We start from the raw sequence: 17,649 nt of genomic DNA, 5'->3' as shown, positions 1-17,649 counted from the left end.
CATAATCTTCAAAGGTATATACTTTTGATTTACTGTTTTCCTTTAATTTCCCTTTGTCCTGTTCATACCAATGAACTAAGGTCGCATAATGGTCTTTGTAGTTTCTTTCTGTGCTTTGCATATAGGTTGACAGCTTCTCTATCATTTCTTCCCTATGACCTTGCATTTTATCCTTTAATTTTCCATATTCTTCATCAGTTAAGGAAACATTTTTGTATTCTCCGTAAAAGATGGGGTGGACTTTTTATCTTTTTCTATCTCTACATCTTTTTTGCAACAGTAATTATTACACACCTTGCCATTAATCTTAAGATATTTTGTTTGTATAGCCCTAAATTAGCACATATCTATTCCGTTGTCTGCACCATAGCAATAAATATTGTTCTCTTTATTAAAATTAAAAGTGGTACTTGCAAATTGTATTTTCAAATACTTCCAAAATCTGATTTGGAAAAATGGGAGGCTTTATAAAAAAAGTACCAGAGTAAGCTTTAATGCTAACTCCGGTATCGGTCCAATTTTAGGTTTCAGATTTATGATTGAAAAATCATTCAATCTTTTTTATTTATCTATAGATAAGATTAACATCATCTTAAATTTTGTAATTGCAGTTACGTTGTGGATTACATTTTCCGGAAATACTATTTGTTCTCCTGATTCAATCTCAACTTCTTTATCTCCAACAAGAAGCTTTGCCTTGCCCTCAAGTGCTACGACAAGAGCATCTCCGGGAGCTTTGTGTGGTTTTAGGCCCTCACCTGCATCAAAAGCCATTAGAATAAGCTTAAACCCGTCTTTTGATACAAGGTCAATGTTTGCGATTCCTCCATCCACATAATCTAAACAGTCAACTAGTTTAATTTTTTTCCCTTTGTCAATGTTTTTCATTTCTTCCTCCTCTAAGTTAATTGCGATTTCTAAAAATATACTTTTTTCCCTTGTCTCTATGTCAAAAAGTTTATTTTTTTCAAAAAGTATTAGTTCGTTATTTAAAAGTCTTTCATTATTAAATTTAAGCTCGCCTTTTAAAACAAAATATAATCTTTCTTCAGCATAAAATTCAGAGGAAATACTGGTGTTTTGATCAAGACTCATAAGTAAGATGTGAAGATTATATAAATCTACAAGTTTCTTGCTTATAGTTTGATTGTCTTTTATGGGTATTACCTCTTCTAGTGTCAATATTTTTCCCTTACTGATATTTTTCATTTTAATCACCTACTATGCTAATGGGTATTATAGTATTATATTCATTCTTATCTTTTTTTATTTTTTCAAGTATAACCTCTACGCTAAATGCTTCTTTCATATTTCCCTTACAGATAATATCAGATATTTTGCCTATTTTATGTCTGCCATTGTGCATTAACATCAAACATTTATCTGCTACTTCAAGAGCGTGGGTCGGGTAATGAGTATTTATAATAACACTGATATTGTCTATTTTGGATAGTTTTTTGATTAATGAAATTATTTTTAGCTGATTTTTAAAATCAAGGCCACTTTCCGGCTCATCTAATATGATTAATCTCGGATCTGAAATTAAGGCTCTGGCTATGAGAACCATCTGGAGTTCTCCTCCACTCATCACTGAACATGACTTATCTTTAAGATTTTCTATAGCTAAGCTTTTCATAAGATTTTCTGCCTTTTCATATTCTCTTGCACCCGGTTTTGCAAATGGTCCAATCTTGCTGGAAAGCCCTAAGACCACCATATCTATTCCTGAATATTCAAAAGAAAATGACCTTTTTTGTGGAACATATGATATCTTAGACCATAATTCCCTTCTACTATAACTTGAAACATCCTTTTCATCTATAAAACTCTTGCCTAATTTCCATTTTTCAAAATCACATATACATCTTATAAGACTTGTTTTGCCAACTCCATTAGGCCCCAGAATAGATAAAACTTCACCTTGTTCAAGGACGAATGACAAATCTTTAAATAATATTTGATTTTCGTAAAAATAAAATCCTGCATCTTTTAATTCTAACTTAATTGAAACCACCCCCAGTTTTTCTAATTAAACTTATAAAAATTGGAGCTCCAATTATTGCTGTAAGAACTGATATAGGTAATTCTATTACAGAAACGGTCCTTGATAAGGCTTCTATTAGTACCATAAGACTTGCTCCTAAAGATAAACTAATAGGTAGGGTATGAGTGTTGTTTGCTCCCACCATCATCCTTGCCATGTGAGGAATTATTAAACCAACCCATCCGACTTGACCACACATTGATATAGATGAGGCTGTAATTAGTGTTGATGCAAATATGAAAATAAGTCTGGTTTTTTTAACATTAACTCCTAGACTTTTTGCTTCATCTTCTGATAAACTCATAATATTTAGCTTAAATATCAAAAGTCTTATTAAAATTATCCCAAAAATTATTAGGGGTGCTGAAAGCATCAAGTTTTTGTAGGATGATCTTGCAAAAGAGCCCATAAGCCAATAACTGATGGCTGGCAACTTGTCTGTCGGGTCTGCCGTATATTTTAATAAGGATGCTATGGCATTTGACAATGACGAAACAACAAGACCTGCTAAGATAAGCATTATTGTCGATGACTTAGTCCTAGTCTTGCCTATATATAGGGTTAATACAACTCCAATTAATCCAAAAACTAAAGCTAAGGCTTGGATTGATAGGGTTGAAAATGATAGGAGTATGCCGATTACAGCTCCAAGACTTGCAGCTGAACTTACGCCTAAAATGTCCGGAGTTGCCAAGGGGTTTGAAAAAACCCCTTGAAAAGCAAGACCAGCTGCGGAAAGACCTGCTCCTATTACTAAACCTGTAATAATTCTTGGTAATCTTACATTTATTATTACTGATTCGAGCATGGGATCAAAGTCTCTACCACATAGATAAGCGTTGAAAAAATTTAAAATTTGTCCAATGCTTAAAGGCATTCTACCAATAGCAAGTGCAAAAATACTGGTTAATATTGGTAAAATTATAAGTATCGCATACGAGCTTGCTTTTATTTTTTTATCCTTAATAAAGATTCTTTTAATCATATATTAAACATATCCTTGATTTGTTCATCATTTAATTCATAATTATACCATGTTTTATAGTATTCTTTAATCATTGTTTTAAGGTCATAGTCCTTAAATTCATCCGGATAGGTTGATTTTGCAAGCCAAGCTAGTACAAGTGGACCATCCGGATTTGGTGTAAACCAGTTCCACATACCAAGTTTTGTGTTATAAACTTTTTTATCCTTGACTGCTTTCATATTTGAAAAATTTATACCTTCTACTGAATTTGCGAATACATCTTTTGTTGTAATGTCAAGAAGACCTGGTCCATCAAGATAAAGTATATCTGGATTCCATTTATAAACTTGTTCTACAGAAACTTTAGCAAAACCCTTTACCTCGTCAGCTAAGTTTTTTACACCAATTCTCTTTAGCCAAAAATCTCCAAAAACTCCCTTACCAGCAACCATTGGTACACCTTGAGTATATTTCCATAAAATCATGCCGGTTGGTTTTTTACTATCATCTATTTTTGCAATTCTTTCTTCAACATTTTTTACAATTTCTTGACCTGCTTTTATAAAGTCATTTGTTTTTCCACTTTCACCAAAAACATCTTCCAAAAGTTTTAACCATTGTGTGTATCTATCTATTGGATCAGCTGGACCATTTGTACCAACGGTAGCAAAACCTACACATGGTATGCCCGTTTTAGATAAGGCTTCATAATGTGCTTTATTTGATGCGTTGTAGAAAATAACATCCGGTTTAAGTTTCATTATTTCCTCAATATTTATGTCAGATTGAGCTTTAACAGTATTTTGACTATCAAGAAGTTCCGGAGCTATATCCTTTAATACTGTATTTGAAATTACTTGCTTAAGTGAACCGGCATATCCTACTATATATGGAGCCTTTCCATGATGATAAGCCATGTAAGTAGATAAGATAGGAATCTGATCTATTACTATTCTTTCAATTTTTTCCGGAACTTCTACCTTATTACCTGCGTGGTCTGTGATTGTCCTAGTTTTTTTATTTTCATCCTTTTTCTCAGTTTGAGTTGCTTTATTGCTTTCTGGTTTTTGTTCAGTTTTCGTCTTGCCACAAGCAGTCAGACCTGTTGAGGCAAGCAATGTCAAACATAAAATTAATGATATTTTTTTAATAGCTTTCATCTAATCCTCCTTTTTACTTGCTGAAACTATATAAGAATTTTTTGTACTTTTAGATCTCTCTAACATTTTTGTAAATCTATCCCTATTTTCTTCTGAATAAGCTTTTTTATAAAAATTCGCAGCCCCAATCGGTCCCTCATCTTTTATGATTGTATCTCTATCTAAGAGAATCATCTTGCCGGTTCTTTGTGAAAAAGGTCTAAAAGAATTTTCTATAAACAGTTTATTCCAATTTTCTACGGTTAGAGGATACACATCCATGTTTGTAAATTTTGAAAGTTGTCTTCTTATATCTTCACTTTGATTTTCCACTGCTACATCATGAGTTAATAAGTATCCTCCTTTTTTTAAAACCCTGTGATAATTTTTAAGAGCTTTTGCTTTTTCTTCATTTGGAAGCATGGTAAGCATTGCCTCATTAATTATTAAATCAAATGTTTCATCCTCAAACTCCAAATTCAAGGCATTCATATTCATAACTTCAATTTCTTTGTCTAAACCTAAAAGCTTTATATTCTCTAAGGCTTGGTCTATGGCAATTTGGTCGATGTCTATGCCTATTATTTTGCATTTATATTTAGTATAAAGTCTTATGAGATTATCCCCTCTATTGCAAGCAACTTCCAAAATGCGCATATCTTTATCGATTTGAACCTGATCAAGTAACCAATCGGTCATAATACCGCCACCCGGTCTAAGTCTTGTTCTACCAAGCATTTTTAAAAAATCATGTCCAAATATAATTTTGTTTTGTTCCATATCATTTCCTCCTTATTGACAATAATATTCATTACGTATATAATTATAACATAAATACTTATTATTACAGTTGCTAAAGCAACGGGAAGGGCTATTATGGACGAAATTATTTTAAAAAGCGAATTATTTTATGGCTTAGAGGAATCTACTATAGAGCACATACTTTCTTGTATCGACAATAAGATCTTAAATTTTACTAAAGATGAGTATCTATATGATTTTTCAGAAGGTTTTAAGGCCGGTATTGTTTTAAACGGAAGAATTGATTTATTAACAATAGATAATGATAGAGAGATTATAGATAGGATTTATAATATTTCCGATTCTTTTTCTATAAATTTTTCCTCCCTAACCGATAGATTTATGGTTGCAAAAAAAGATTCTAAAATTTTGGTCCTTGATATTAGCAAAATCTTTGAAAAAAATAAAAGGTCTTGTTCAAGCAGACCGATTTTTATGGAAAATATTATAAAATTGTATAATGAACAAATTTCATACTTAACTTACAAGTTAGATATATATTCTAAACCTAAGATTAGGGAAAAAATTAATAAATATATAGACAGATATGGTAAAGACTCCCTATTTTCTAATAAATTATCCAGAGAGGATTTGGCGAAATTTTTAGCTTGTAATAGACCCGCCCTTTCAAGAGAGTTATCTCTTATGAAAAAAGAGGGATTAATATAAAAGTATTGCTTATAGGACTGACTAAATATAAACAAAAATCACAAAAAATCAGTCCTAAGAAGCTATTGTCTTATTTTAAACCTATGCTATCTTTAGCTCTTCCATAAACAAATCTCAATATTGCATTAGGTTCTTTTGTCCAAGACTTTTACCCTTAAATTTTTATATTCTTTGCTTATTTCTTGTTTATCACGTTTTATCTTCTTTGTTTGAATTAAAAAAAGAAAGTATAGGCTTTAATTTTTCTATACTTCCCTTTGCTTGTTTTTATTTGATTTTCATATAACTAACCAAAAATAAATATTAGTTGTTACATTTAAACACTTCCTGCCCGCCATATTCAAATCCACATTTTATTGCAATTTTTTTGGTAGCAATTTATCTTTTATCACATTTAATAATCACACTTTTTCCGACAGACTTGGTTTTTTCTAATCCTTAAAGTCATCTCTTTTTACTCATTATCAACCAAAATCATTTTTTCTCTTTCGTATCCAATCTTTACTCTGTAATAGCCTTTTAGTTTTTTGTCGATTTCTTCGTCCATTGTGTAGGCTACTAAATGTCCTGATGTTATACTTTGTAATTTTCCATTTGTCGCAATAATGATAATATCTTTTTTATCTATCTTTCTTAATACATTTGCGCTTAGTTGTTGATTACCACGTCCGAAAACATAACCTTGTCCACCCATTGGAGTTACAACTAAAATTGCTCTTTCATCTCCGATTGTGTCAAGTATATCTTTTTCGTTACAGTCTTTTTTAACAAGTTTTTTATTTTTTATTATGTCAACACCAAGAACTGTATATGGTAAATCCAATTCCTTCATAATATACATAGGTGTCGTTCCTGAGCCGATTATATAAAAAACATCGTCCTTCATATCATCGATTATATCACAAGCGATTGAAACTTGTGCATCATTATCAGATTGTGGCGTTTGTGATTTTTTATTTTGTAAATATCTTTGGTCGAACGGAACTTTTAAATATCCGTAAAGTCTGACCTCTACTCTATCATCTCTAAAAGCATCTTCGTCAATATCAACAACGTCTTTTTCGATAACGGGAAGAGAGACTCCATTTATAACTTCAAAAAGCAAACTTCCGGCTTGTTCGGGTGTATTTCCATAAACGGGAGAATGTATCTTAACTCCGGCAGGAACTCCAATTACGGCAATCTTATCTTCAATAACAGAGTAAATATCTCTTGCCGTTCCATCTCCTCCAACAAAGAAAATCAATTCAATATCATTTTCTAAAAAATATTTTAAAAGTTCTTTAGAATCTGTAACGGAGGATTTTTCAGATGCGTTATAAACAACTTCATAATTTAGTCCAAGCTCCTCACATTCACTCTCGCCCATAAGCCCACTTGCTGTATATATTTTAAATTTATCTTTAAGTTCAACAACTTTGTTTAATGCTTTTTTTGCTTTTTCCGGCGCCTCTTGAACTGCACCAAGAGAGATTGCTTTTTCCAAAACATCTCTTCCGTCAGTTCCTTTAAGACCAACTCTACCACCCATTCCGGCAATAGGATTTACCAAAAGTCCAATTTTTTTCATAATTTTCTCCTTTACCTAAGTTATTTTTGTTTCTAATGGCTTTATACCCCAAAAACAGCTATGAAAATATTTTTATCATTTTGATTTTGTTTATTCATATAATTTTTTACAAAAAAATTCCTTTAAATTAAGTATTTACAATTATTTTATCATATTCTAAATATATTTAACAGTTGTATTTTATAAAAATTTAATTTTTTTGTATTTTTTTGACCAACGTTTTTATATTTATATTAAAACAAAAATTCTTACCTATAGATAAAAAATAAATTTAATACAAAATTTGATAAGTTTATATAGATTGACAATTAGTCATTATTTTTAAGTAATTTCAATGTTTATAACATATTTTTTGTAAAATTAAAAAATCTTTATAAAAAATCAATATTTTTTTATATTTTTTGTAAAATATTTTTTAAAAATTAATATTTTTTATTTTTTTATCAGTAGTTATAGTAATTGTTGTCAATTAAATCGATATAATTAAAGTACTTTAAAAATTTTTTAAAAAAGTATTTTAAATTTTAATTAATTAATAAATTTTTGGGGTATATTTTTTATATATTACAAATCTATAAGTTAAAATTAAAACGTTTTTATTTTAAATAGTATCTTTTTTGTTAATTTCATTAAAATAAATTTTAGTTTGATAAAATACTTTTTGTGATTTTGTAAAAAGACTATTGTAATTTTTATTTTTTTATAATATAATTACATTAAAGAAAAATATTATCTTTTATAAGTTAGATAATTGGTTTCTATTAAAATTTAAGGAGGAATTTGATATGGCACAAAAAACACCATTATACGAAAAACACGTTTCATACGGAGGAGAAATTGTTGACTATGCAGGTTGGTTATTACCTGTTAAGTATGAAGGATTAGCACCTGAACATTACGCTGTTAGAAATAATGCAGGTTTATTTGATGTTTCACATATGGGCGAAGTTACTGTTAAAGGAAAAGACGCTTTCGACTATGTAAATCATTTAATTACTAACGATTTAACAACTATCGGTGATGGACAAGTTATTTACTCTTTACTATGTAACGAAAAAGGTGGAGTTGTTGATGACTTACTTGTTTACAGAAAAGGTCAAGATGATATGTATATCGTAGTAAATGCTGCAAATACAGATAAAGACTTTGCTTGGTTTTTAGCTCAAAAAGGAAATTATGATGTAGAAATCAAAAACATTTCAGCTGAAACTGCACAAATTGCATTACAAGGTCCAAAAGCTGAAAAAGTATTGCAAAAATTAGCAAAAAATGTTGATTTAGCAAATGACATTAAATTCTTCACTTTTAAAGAAAATGTAACTCTTGGCGATTGTGGAGATAAATTCTTAGTTTCTCGTACTGGTTATACAGGTGAAGACGGATTTGAAATCTACGGTTGTGGAGAATGTATGAATAAATTATGGGATGCTATCCTTGAAATCGGTAAAGAAGACGGAGTTAAACCTTGTGGTTTAGGTTGTAGAGATACTTTAAGATTCGAAGCTGCTCTTCCTCTTTACGGAAATGAAATGGACGATGTTATCACTCCTCTTGAAGCAAGTCTTGGATATTTCGTTAAATTAAAACAAGAAGCTGACTTCATAGGTAAAGAAGCATTATCTAAAATGAAAGAAGCCGGTGTTCCAAGAAAATTAATCGGTCTTGAATTAAAAGGTAAAGGTATTGCAAGACATGGAGCAAAAGTATTCAAAGGCGACGAAGAAATCGGATTTGTTACAACTGGTTACCTTTCTCCAACACTTGGAAAAACTATCGCAAATGTAATAGTTAAAACTGAATATGCAGAAGTAGGAAACGAAGTTGAAGTTGAACTTAGAAACAAGAGAGTTCCAGCTGTATTAATTAGTAAAAAATTTCTTAAAAAATAATTAAAAACAATTTAAAAATAGGAGGTAAATTCTATATGTATCCTTATATTTCTCTAACAGAACAAGATGTTAAAGAGATGTTAGATAGCCTTGGTGTTAATTCTGTTGAAGATTTATTTTCAGATATTCCTGAAGAATTAAAATTAAAAAGAGAATTAAATATTCCAAAAGCAAAAAGTGAATTAGAAGTTTCTAACTATCTAACAAAATTAGCAAAAAAGAACGCATCTTCAAGTGATTATACAACATTTTTAGGTGCAGGTGCTTATGACCACTATATTCCTGCTGTTATTCCAACAATTATTGGTAGAAGTGAATTTTTAACTTCATACACTCCTTACCAACCGGAAATCAGCCAAGGAACTCTACAATATATTTTTGAATTTCAAACTATGATTTCAAACTTAACTGGTATGGATTACGCAAATGCATCATTATATGACCAAGGAACAGGTCTAGCAGAGGCGGCTATTATGACTGCTCATCATGCTAAAAAGAAAAAAGTTTTGGTTTCTGAAGCTATTGCTCCATGGTCAAGAGAAGTTTTAAAAACATATCTTCATGCTCAACATATTGAAATGGAAGTTGTTAAAACTTGCAACGGTGTAACTTGCATCGATGATTTAAAAGAAAAATTAAATGATGAAATTGGAGCTGTTTTAGTTCAAAATCCTAACTTCTTCGGTAATATTGAAGATGTAACTAAGATTTCCGAACTTGCTCACGGAATTAAAAAATGTTATTCAGTAGTTTCTGTTGATCCTTCTTCTTTAGGAGCTTTAAAGAAACCATCTGAATGTAATGTTGATGTAGTTGTTGGTGAAGCTCAATCATTAGGTATCCCTGTTTCATTCGGTGGACCATACTTAGGATTTATGGCTGTAAATAAAGATTTCTTAAGAAAAATTCCTGGAAGAATAGTTGGACAAACTGTTGATAGAGACGGAAATAGATGTTGGGTTCTTACACTATCAGCCAGAGAACAACATATAAAGAGAGATAAAGCTACTTCAAATATCTGTTCTAACCAAGGTATTAATGTTTTAACTGCTACTATTTATATGGAACTTTTAGGTAAAACTGGACTTAAAGAACTTTCAAAACAATGTATAAAGAAATCTCATTATCTTTATGAAAAACTTTTAGCAACTGGAAAATTTGAAAAAGTTTTTGATGCTCCATTCTATAAAGAATTTGCATTAAAAGCTAAGAAACCTGTTTGTGAATTGAACAAAAAATTATTTGAAAATGGAATAATCGGTGGTTTTGATCTTGGAAAGCACTATCCAGAATTAGAAAATGTAATTATGTTTGCAGTTACTGAAAAACGTACTAAGGAAGAAATTGACAAACTATGTAAGGTATTGGAGGAAGCATAATATGAAATACGATAAATTAATATTTGAACTATCAAAGCCTGGCAAAATTGGTCATAAATTACCAGAACTAGATGTTGAAGATGTATGTATTAAAGAGCTAATTCCAGCTGAACTTTTAAATGACGGCGAAATTGATTTACCTGAAGTTGCTGAACCTGAAGTTGTTAGACACTTTGTAAATCTTTCAAATAAAAACTTTGGTGTTGATACAGGATTCTATCCATTAGGTTCTTGTACAATGAAATATAATCCAAAAATTAATGAAGCTATGTGTGCTCTTCCTGGTTTTGCTAATCTTCATCCAAATATTTGTGAATGTGGCGCTCAAGGTGCTCTACAATTAATTTACGAACTTGGAGAAGCATTAAACGAAACTTCAGGTATGGATGCTTGCACATTGCAACCCGCAGCTGGAGCTCATGGAGAAATCACTGGTATTATGCTATTTAAAGCATATCATGAAGATAACAAAGATTTCCAAAGAGATAAAATTATAGTTCCTGACTCAGCACATGGAACAAACCCTGCAACTGCAACAATGGCAGGATATAAAATTATAGAAATTAAATCTTGTGAAAGTGGATTAGTTGATATTGAAGCTTTAAAAGCTGCTGTTGGCGATGACACTGCAGGTCTTATGCTTACTAACCCTAACACATTAGGTTTATTCGAAAAAGAAATTCAAGAAATCACAAAAATCGTTCACGAAGCTGGCGGTTTAGTTTATTATGACGGAGCAAATGCAAATGCAATTTTAGGTCATGTACGTCCTGGAGATATGGGATTTGATGCAATCCATTACAATCTTCATAAGACATTCTCTACTCCTCACGGTGGTGGAGGTCCAGGTGCAGGATATGTTGGCTGTAAAGATTTCTTAAAAGACTTCTTGCCAGTTCCTATTGTTGTTAAAAATGGAGAAAAATACAACTTCTCTTATGATGTTCCAAAGACATTAGGAAAGATGAAAGATTTTTACGGACACTTTGGTGTTCTTGTTAGAGCTTATGCTTATATCTTAGCTTTGGGCGCTGACGGACTTAAAAAATCAAGTGATTATGCAGTATTAAATTCTAACTACTTAGCAAATCAACTAAAAGATTACTACAATTTACCTGAAAATGTTAAATTCAAACACGAATTTGTACTTGGAGGACTTAAAAATCCTAACGGACTTGTAACTCTTGATGTTGCTAAGAGATTGATAGATATGGGATATCACCCACCAACTGTATATTTCCCATTGATTGTTGATGAAGCGTTGATGATTGAACCTACTGAAAGTGAATCAAAAGAAACTCTTGACGGTTTTGCAAAGGCTTTAATTGAAATAGCAAAAGAAGCTGAAACAAATCCTGAAATAGTTCATGCGGCACCTCATAATACAGATATTAAACGTCCTGATGAAACATTAGCCGCTAAAGATTTAGTATTAAAATATGTAAAATAAAATAATGAATATTAAAAAAGCTGTTGTGATTTTACAACAGCTTTTTCATTTGCAAAAAAACATTGGAATACAAGACCTCCCCCAAACGAATTTAGAAAACGAATTATATTCCAATATATCTACATTAAAGAATATTTTTGATTAAATAATTTTAGATTTTCATTATCTATTTTTCTTTCTATTTGCAAAAACTAGAGCTAATGAACTAACAGTCAATCCACCAATACCAAAACTTGCAACAGAAGTTTTTTAAGATTTCTTGTTTTTACATCTTAATTTTAACGGACAAACCTTTAATCAAACTTAAAAATATATCGATAATTAATAAACAATGAATTTTTTTTATTCTTTTTATATCAAAGTTATGTATTCTTTAAAAAAATAAGTAATTTATTTTAAAATAAAAAATTTTAGGGTATAGATTAAACATAAAATTTAGGAGGTATTTATGAGTAAACTTTTAAGTCCTATGAAAATAGGTAGAAATATATTTAAAAATAGAGTTGTTATGGCTCCAATGTGTATGTTCCATTCAAAAACAGTTGATGGAGTTTTAACTAAAGAACATTTTGACCACTATGTTGCAAGAGCGTTGGGTGGCGTTTCAGGAATAATCGTTGAGGCAACAATGGTAAATCCTACAGGTGGTATCAGAAGAGTAGATTTAGGCTTATACAACGAAACTCAAATGAAAGCCTTTAAAGAACTTGTGGATAGAGTTCATGGCTACGACTGTAAAATAGGTATCCAATTAAGCCACGCAGGAAGAAAAGCTGATTCATCTTATGAAGAAATAATTGCACCAAGTCCTATTTCTTTCTCCAACGAAAAAGCGCCAAGAGAATTGACTAAAGAAGAAATAAAATCCTTACAAACGGATTTTGTAAACAGCGTAAAACTTGCTAAAGAATCAGGTTTTGATTTTGTAGAAATCCACGGAGCGCATGGATATTTAATCAGTCAATTTTTATCTCCACTTTCAAACCAAAGAACAGATGAATATGGGGCAAGTGTAGAAAATAGATATAGATTTTTGGGAGAAATTTTAAATGAATTAAAAAACATAGATATTGATATTCATCTTAGAATTTCTGCAAATGAATATGACGAAAATGGAAATAGCATAGATGATATTATAAAAATTTTACAATTTGCAAAAAAAGACGGAGTTGTATTCAACAGCATTTCAAGTGGCGGTCTTGTTCCAAGCAGTCCATTGGTTTATCCGGGTTATCAAGCAGAATTAAGTAGAGAAATCAAAAGGTGCGGTCTTGTAGTTTCCGCTGTTGGACTTTTGGAAGATTATGGACTTTGCGAATACTTACTTCAAAGCAACGCCTGTGATATGATTTACCAAGGAAGAGCCTTACTGAAAAATCCTAACTGGGTTTATTGTGCCGGTGCTTACTTTAAAGAAAATGACAAAATAGAATACCCACTATACTCTTATTCAGTTATAAAATAATTTTTTAAATCTCTTGATTTACTTCAAGAGATTTTTTTATGGAAAATATACTTGTTTTTTCGTGTAAAATCAGTTCAACTAATTATCATAATAAATTCAATTATATGAAAATAATTCGCATTAAAAATTCAATTTTTACACTTTATTTATACTTTTAATTCATCAATATTTACAAAACTATTTTCTCATTATGTCCCTATTTTTAAGAGCTAAAGTTGTATAATATATTTAAAGGAAACATTAGTACGTTATAGTGTTTCAAAAAATTTTATTTGAGGAGAATTTTATGGAATCATTTATTTCAGTATTATCAAAATTTGCCGGTTGGCTTTGGGGACCGCCTCTTATGATTTTATTAGTAGGTGGAGGAATTTTCTTGAGCTTAAGACTTGGATTTTTCCAACTTCGTTATTTCCCATATATTATGAGTCAGACATTTGGAAAAATGTTTAGTAAAAAGAAAGATGGAGAAGGAACTGTTTCTCCATTCCAAGCAGCAACCGCTGCTCTTGCATCATCAATCGGTGCTGCGAACATTGTAGTTGTCCCTTCCATTATTTTTATCGCAGGTCCGGGTTCAATTTTCTGGATGTGGCTTACAGCAATAGTTGGTCAAGCAACAAAATTTGGAGAAATTGTTCTTGGTATTCTTTACAGACAAAAGAATGAAGAAGGCGAATATGTTGGTGGAGCTTGTTACTACTTACAACATGGTATTGGTGGAAAAGCGGGTAAAATTTTAGGCTCACTTGTAGCATTTTTCTTTATGATTGAAATTTTACCTTCAATTACATTACAGACACTTTCTGCCAGTGGCCCATTAGAACAATTGGGCATTCACAAATATATAGCGATTGGACTTGTATTTGCTTTAGTAGTTTTGGTTGTATATGGTGGAATCAAAAGGATTGGTCAAGTAACTGAAATGTTAGTTCCATTTATGGCTCTAATATACCTAATTTTTGGAATTATCGTTCTTGCAATAAATATAACAAAAGTTCCTGAGGCTTTTAAAATGATATTTGTTGGTGCTTTCAATCCAACAGCAATAGCCGGCGGTACTGCAGGTTGGGCAATAAAAAAAGCCATAACAAACGGAGTTGCTCGTGGAGTTTATTCAAACGAATCAGGTATGGGTTCTGCCCCTTATGCACATTCAACAGCTGTTACAGACCACCCTGCAAGACAAGGAATGTGGGGAATTTTCGAAGTATTTGTTGATACAATCATAGTTTGTACTATGTCTGCTCTTATAGTTTTAACAACTGACATCTGGAAAAATCCGGAATACAAATCAATAGCCGTAGAAAGAGCATTTAATTCAATTTTTGGAAGTCTAGGTAGTGCCATAGTTTCTATATCATTATTCTTATTTGTACTTTCAACAATTATCGTAATTGTATTCTATGTTGAAAAACTTGCAGAATACTTATTTGGAACAAAAGTCGGTAAAATTATGAGATTTGTTGCAACAGCTATGATAATATTGGCAGGTGTTCTATCTTTCGAAAAAGCAGGAGTATTTTTGGATTTAACACTAGGTCTTGTAGTTATACCTAATATGATTGGAATAATACTTATGAGTGGCAAAATAAAAAAAGCAAAAGAAGAGTTTTTCCATACAGAAGGGAAATTTTATCTAAAGGATAAAGTAAAATAACTTCCTTAAAATTTATTAAAAAGAAAAAATCCAAGTAAAAGTTGGATTTTTTTCTTTTTAATATATAAACTTCTAAAGTCTTTTTTCAAAATAATTACTCGCTATAATCAAAAATATTGGAGCAAATACAAGAAGTCCTCCTGTAAAAATAGCGGGAATATAGTAATCATAAGCTATAAATATAACCGTAATAATCCCAATTAAATACATATATATTTTAAGAACTTCATTTCCCACTTTTTCTTTTATTCTTACATTTCTTTCATCTTCCATATTAATCTTATAAAATTTATCTGTTTTTAAAAGTTTATTATGATATAAATTAGCAATAGATATACTTGTAATAGAGGAAAAGCACATTATTAAAACAGTTTGTAATGGTTTGTTTTCTCTCAAGACAAAAGAAATTACAAGCATAACAAGTCCAAACAAAATTCCTAAGTAACAAAATTTATTTTTCATCATCTTCCTCCTTATAAATAAAAATCTCCTCTATGTTCATTTCAAAAAAATTGGCAATTTTAAATGCTAATATAATTGACGGATTGTAACGTCCGTTTTCTATTGCACCTATGGTCTGCCTGCTAACTCCGACAGCTCTACCAAAATCTTCTTGATTTATCCCTCTTTCTTTTCTAAGAAATTCCAATTTATTTTCCAAACAAAACCTCCTTATGTAAAGGAAACTTTCCTTTTTATTTATTATACTATCTGACTACAAAAATGTCAAGCAACCTTTACATTTTAAACAAAAAATCTCAGCCAATCACAAATGAAAAGCCGAGATTTTTTTTACAAATCAAACATGAGGTTATTTGTTATTTGTAAGTCCAAATTTGTTTAAGAAGTGGAATGTTAAACTTAAAATTACTGCAACCATACTTGCCAGTACCATTCCTTTTAATTGTATTCCAAAGAAGTTGATGCCTATTCCACTAAGTCCTGTTATGAATACAACTGAAGTCAAAATTAAATTTTGGCTGTTTGAATAATCAACCTTTGAATCTACTAAAAGTCTTATCCCTGAAGTTCCTATCATTCCGTAAAGTAAGAATGTTACTCCCCCGATTACATTTCCCGGAATACTTTGTATCAACATACTAAGTGGCCCGATAAATGCCATACAGATTGATATTACAGCCGCCCCTGCGATTACATAAACAGAGTAAACTTTTGTAACTGCCATAACTCCGATATTTTCTCCGTAAGTTGTTGTTGGAACTCCACCTACAAGAGCTGATAACATAGTTGAGAAGTTATCTGCAAAGATACTTCTGTGTAACCCCGGGTCCTCTAAAAGATTTTGTCCTATTATATTACTTGTTACAACTTGGTGGCTAATATGTTCTGAAGTTATTACAAGTAGTGCAGGTAACATTATCAAAGATGCTTTCAAATCAAAAATTGGAAATTGAAATTGTGGAACTGTAAATAATGTTGTAGTTGTAACAGAACTAAAATCAATCATTCCATAAGCTAAAGCCGAAATATATCCAACGATAATTGCAATAAGAATTGGAATGGTTCCTAAAAATTTTCTAAATACAACAGAGCCTAAAATCGCAGTTATAATAGTAATCAAAAATACACAAACATCAGCACTTGTTGAATTTTGAGTTAATATATTAGCCCCTATTTTCCCGCCGTTAATTGTTGCTCCTGCAAGTTCAAGTCCTATAAGTGAAACAACAGCGCCCATTGCAGCCGGTGGAAGAACAATATTTATCCAATCCGTTCTAAATTTATAAATCAAATAAGCTAAGACACAACCTAAAAGTCCTGTCGTAGCAAATGCCCCAAGAGCATATCTATAACCCATTGTATTTATAATTACAGTTCCAACTCCAAGAAAAGCAAAACTTGAGCCAAGATAAGCCGGCGCCTTTCCTTTTGTAATAAAAATAAATAATAGTGTTCCTATACCGTTCATCAAAAGAACAATACCGGGATTTACATTAAAAAGAATTGGAACTAAAACTGACGCTCCAAACATTGCGAAAGTGTGTTGCAAACTAAGAGGCAACAACATAGCCGTAGGCACCTTGTCCCTTACACCGATAATACCTTTATTATTCATAATTCCTCCTTTGACCTTGCTCTTTAAAAACATAAAAAAAATGAAATAACAAAAGTTATTTCATTAATAATTGAAAAAAATATTTTTAAAGACAAAAAGTTCATTTTTAAAGTTCAAAAAAGAAGTCGTTAAAACGGGATTAGAAAAGTTATATATTTTTTCTTTAAAAAACTTAACTAAATTTGTCATAACATACCTCCTTAAATTTATCTTGATAATTATATAAGATAAATGATAAAAAGTAAAGTCTTAAATTACATAAATTTTAAGTTTTTAATTAAATTTTTCTTCTTTTACTATCTTCTTACTTTCCTTATCCAAAATCAACACCTCATCTGAAATATACTTTATCACCCTCATATCGTGGCTAATGAAGATTATAATTTTGTCTCCCATACTAATAAGTCATAGATAAAAAATAAAAAAATGTAAAAAACTATTGACAATATATATATATATACATATAATTTAAATATATGACAAAATGTAAAAATAAAAAATGGAGGTAAAATGAAAATGAAAATGAAAAGGATAATGGG

Annotated in this window: 17 protein-coding genes and 1 pseudogene; 6 read left to right on the top strand and 12 right to left on the bottom strand. The window is 30.7% G+C overall.

Annotated features, from left to right (window positions below):
* From HMPREF3181_RS07740 to HMPREF3181_RS06375, 6 genes and pseudogenes are all read right to left on the bottom strand, one after another.
* Positions 1-244, bottom strand: a pseudogene (locus HMPREF3181_RS07740) (replisome organizer); the annotation flags it as partial.
* A gap of 317 nt (positions 245-561) precedes the next feature.
* Positions 562-1,209, bottom strand: coding sequence for a cupin domain-containing protein (locus tag HMPREF3181_RS06395; protein WP_068474687.1), 648 nt, complete (start codon positions 1,207-1,209; stop codon positions 562-564).
* A 1-nt stretch (position 1,210) separates the two neighbouring features.
* Positions 1,211-2,014, bottom strand: coding sequence for an ABC transporter ATP-binding protein (locus HMPREF3181_RS06390; RefSeq protein WP_068474685.1), 804 nt, complete (start codon positions 2,012-2,014; stop codon positions 1,211-1,213).
* Positions 2,001-3,029 carry a FecCD family ABC transporter permease gene (locus HMPREF3181_RS06385; protein ID WP_068474682.1) on the bottom strand — a complete coding sequence of 343 codons (1,029 nt, stop codon included), beginning with the start codon at positions 3,027-3,029 and terminating at the stop codon, positions 2,001-2,003. Before HMPREF3181_RS06385 ends, HMPREF3181_RS06390 begins: the two co-directional genes overlap by 14 nt.
* Complete coding sequence (locus tag HMPREF3181_RS06380) at positions 3,026-4,171, bottom strand: ABC transporter substrate-binding protein (RefSeq protein ID WP_068474679.1); 1,146 nt, start codon at positions 4,169-4,171, stop codon at positions 3,026-3,028. Before HMPREF3181_RS06380 ends, HMPREF3181_RS06385 begins: the two co-directional genes overlap by 4 nt.
* A complete protein-coding gene (locus tag HMPREF3181_RS06375; RefSeq protein WP_068474676.1) occupies positions 4,172-4,930 on the bottom strand; it encodes a class I SAM-dependent methyltransferase in 759 nt (252 codons plus the stop codon). It abuts the gene before it with no gap.
* Positions 4,931-5,026: 96 nt separating this feature from the next.
* Between HMPREF3181_RS06375 and HMPREF3181_RS06370 the strand changes: the two genes are divergently transcribed.
* On the top strand, positions 5,027-5,620 hold the full coding sequence (locus HMPREF3181_RS06370; protein ID WP_068474674.1) for a Crp/Fnr family transcriptional regulator: 594 nt from the start codon (positions 5,027-5,029) through the stop codon (positions 5,618-5,620).
* Positions 5,621-6,074: 454 nt separating this feature from the next.
* On the opposite strand, the gene HMPREF3181_RS06365 is transcribed toward HMPREF3181_RS06370, so the two are convergent.
* On the bottom strand, positions 6,075-7,190 hold the full coding sequence (locus HMPREF3181_RS06365; RefSeq protein ID WP_068474671.1) for an ATP-NAD kinase family protein: 1,116 nt from the start codon (positions 7,188-7,190) through the stop codon (positions 6,075-6,077).
* A 785-nt stretch (positions 7,191-7,975) separates the two neighbouring features.
* Here HMPREF3181_RS06365 and gcvT point away from each other — a divergent pair.
* The 5 genes from gcvT to HMPREF3181_RS06340 all read left to right on the top strand — a co-directional run bounded on the left by gcvT (position 7,976) and on the right by HMPREF3181_RS06340 (position 15,033).
* On the top strand, positions 7,976-9,079 hold the full coding sequence (gene gcvT / locus HMPREF3181_RS06360; protein ID WP_068474669.1) for a glycine cleavage system aminomethyltransferase GcvT: 1,104 nt from the start codon (positions 7,976-7,978) through the stop codon (positions 9,077-9,079).
* 35 nt (positions 9,080-9,114) lie between these two features.
* Positions 9,115-10,458 (top strand): aminomethyl-transferring glycine dehydrogenase subunit GcvPA, encoded by a 1,344-nt coding sequence (gene gcvPA / locus HMPREF3181_RS06355; RefSeq protein WP_068474666.1) that lies wholly within the window; start codon positions 9,115-9,117, stop codon positions 10,456-10,458.
* Position 10,459: 1 nt separating this feature from the next.
* Positions 10,460-11,908 carry an aminomethyl-transferring glycine dehydrogenase subunit GcvPB gene (gcvPB, locus tag HMPREF3181_RS06350; protein WP_068474663.1) on the top strand — a complete coding sequence of 483 codons (1,449 nt, stop codon included), beginning with the start codon at positions 10,460-10,462 and terminating at the stop codon, positions 11,906-11,908.
* A 448-nt stretch (positions 11,909-12,356) separates the two neighbouring features.
* On the top strand, positions 12,357-13,373 hold the full coding sequence (locus HMPREF3181_RS06345; RefSeq protein WP_068474660.1) for an oxidoreductase: 1,017 nt from the start codon (positions 12,357-12,359) through the stop codon (positions 13,371-13,373).
* 286 nt (positions 13,374-13,659) lie between these two features.
* Positions 13,660-15,033, top strand: coding sequence for an alanine/glycine:cation symporter family protein (locus HMPREF3181_RS06340; protein ID WP_068474657.1), 1,374 nt, complete (start codon positions 13,660-13,662; stop codon positions 15,031-15,033).
* Between the two features lie 72 nt (positions 15,034-15,105).
* On the opposite strand, the gene HMPREF3181_RS06335 is transcribed toward HMPREF3181_RS06340, so the two are convergent.
* From HMPREF3181_RS06335 to HMPREF3181_RS08045, 5 genes are all read right to left on the bottom strand, one after another.
* Positions 15,106-15,495 (bottom strand): DUF2178 domain-containing protein, encoded by a 390-nt coding sequence (locus tag HMPREF3181_RS06335; protein WP_068474654.1) that lies wholly within the window; start codon positions 15,493-15,495, stop codon positions 15,106-15,108.
* Positions 15,485-15,694 carry a helix-turn-helix transcriptional regulator gene (locus HMPREF3181_RS06330; protein ID WP_068474651.1) on the bottom strand — a complete coding sequence of 70 codons (210 nt, stop codon included), beginning with the start codon at positions 15,692-15,694 and terminating at the stop codon, positions 15,485-15,487. The genes HMPREF3181_RS06335 and HMPREF3181_RS06330 overlap by 11 nt, the downstream gene beginning before the upstream one ends.
* A gap of 150 nt (positions 15,695-15,844) precedes the next feature.
* Positions 15,845-17,110 (bottom strand): uracil permease, encoded by a 1,266-nt coding sequence (uraA, locus tag HMPREF3181_RS06325; RefSeq protein ID WP_068474648.1) that lies wholly within the window; start codon positions 17,108-17,110, stop codon positions 15,845-15,847.
* Between the two features lie 63 nt (positions 17,111-17,173).
* Positions 17,174-17,299 carry a hypothetical protein gene (locus HMPREF3181_RS08050; RefSeq protein WP_255353741.1) on the bottom strand — a complete coding sequence of 42 codons (126 nt, stop codon included), beginning with the start codon at positions 17,297-17,299 and terminating at the stop codon, positions 17,174-17,176.
* A gap of 84 nt (positions 17,300-17,383) precedes the next feature.
* The gene (locus HMPREF3181_RS08045; protein WP_255353740.1) at positions 17,384-17,506 is read right to left on the bottom strand and encodes a hypothetical protein; all 123 of its coding nucleotides are present in this window, start codon (positions 17,504-17,506) and stop codon (positions 17,384-17,386) included.
* Positions 17,507-17,649: the final 143 nt, after the last annotated feature.

Source organism: Parvimonas sp. KA00067 (assembly GCF_001553085.1).
GTDB classification, from domain to species: domain Bacteria; phylum Bacillota; class Clostridia; order Tissierellales; family Peptoniphilaceae; genus Parvimonas; species Parvimonas parva.
Note: the sequence above shows the minus strand (reverse complement) of the source record. Positions and strands in the feature narration are given on the sequence as shown.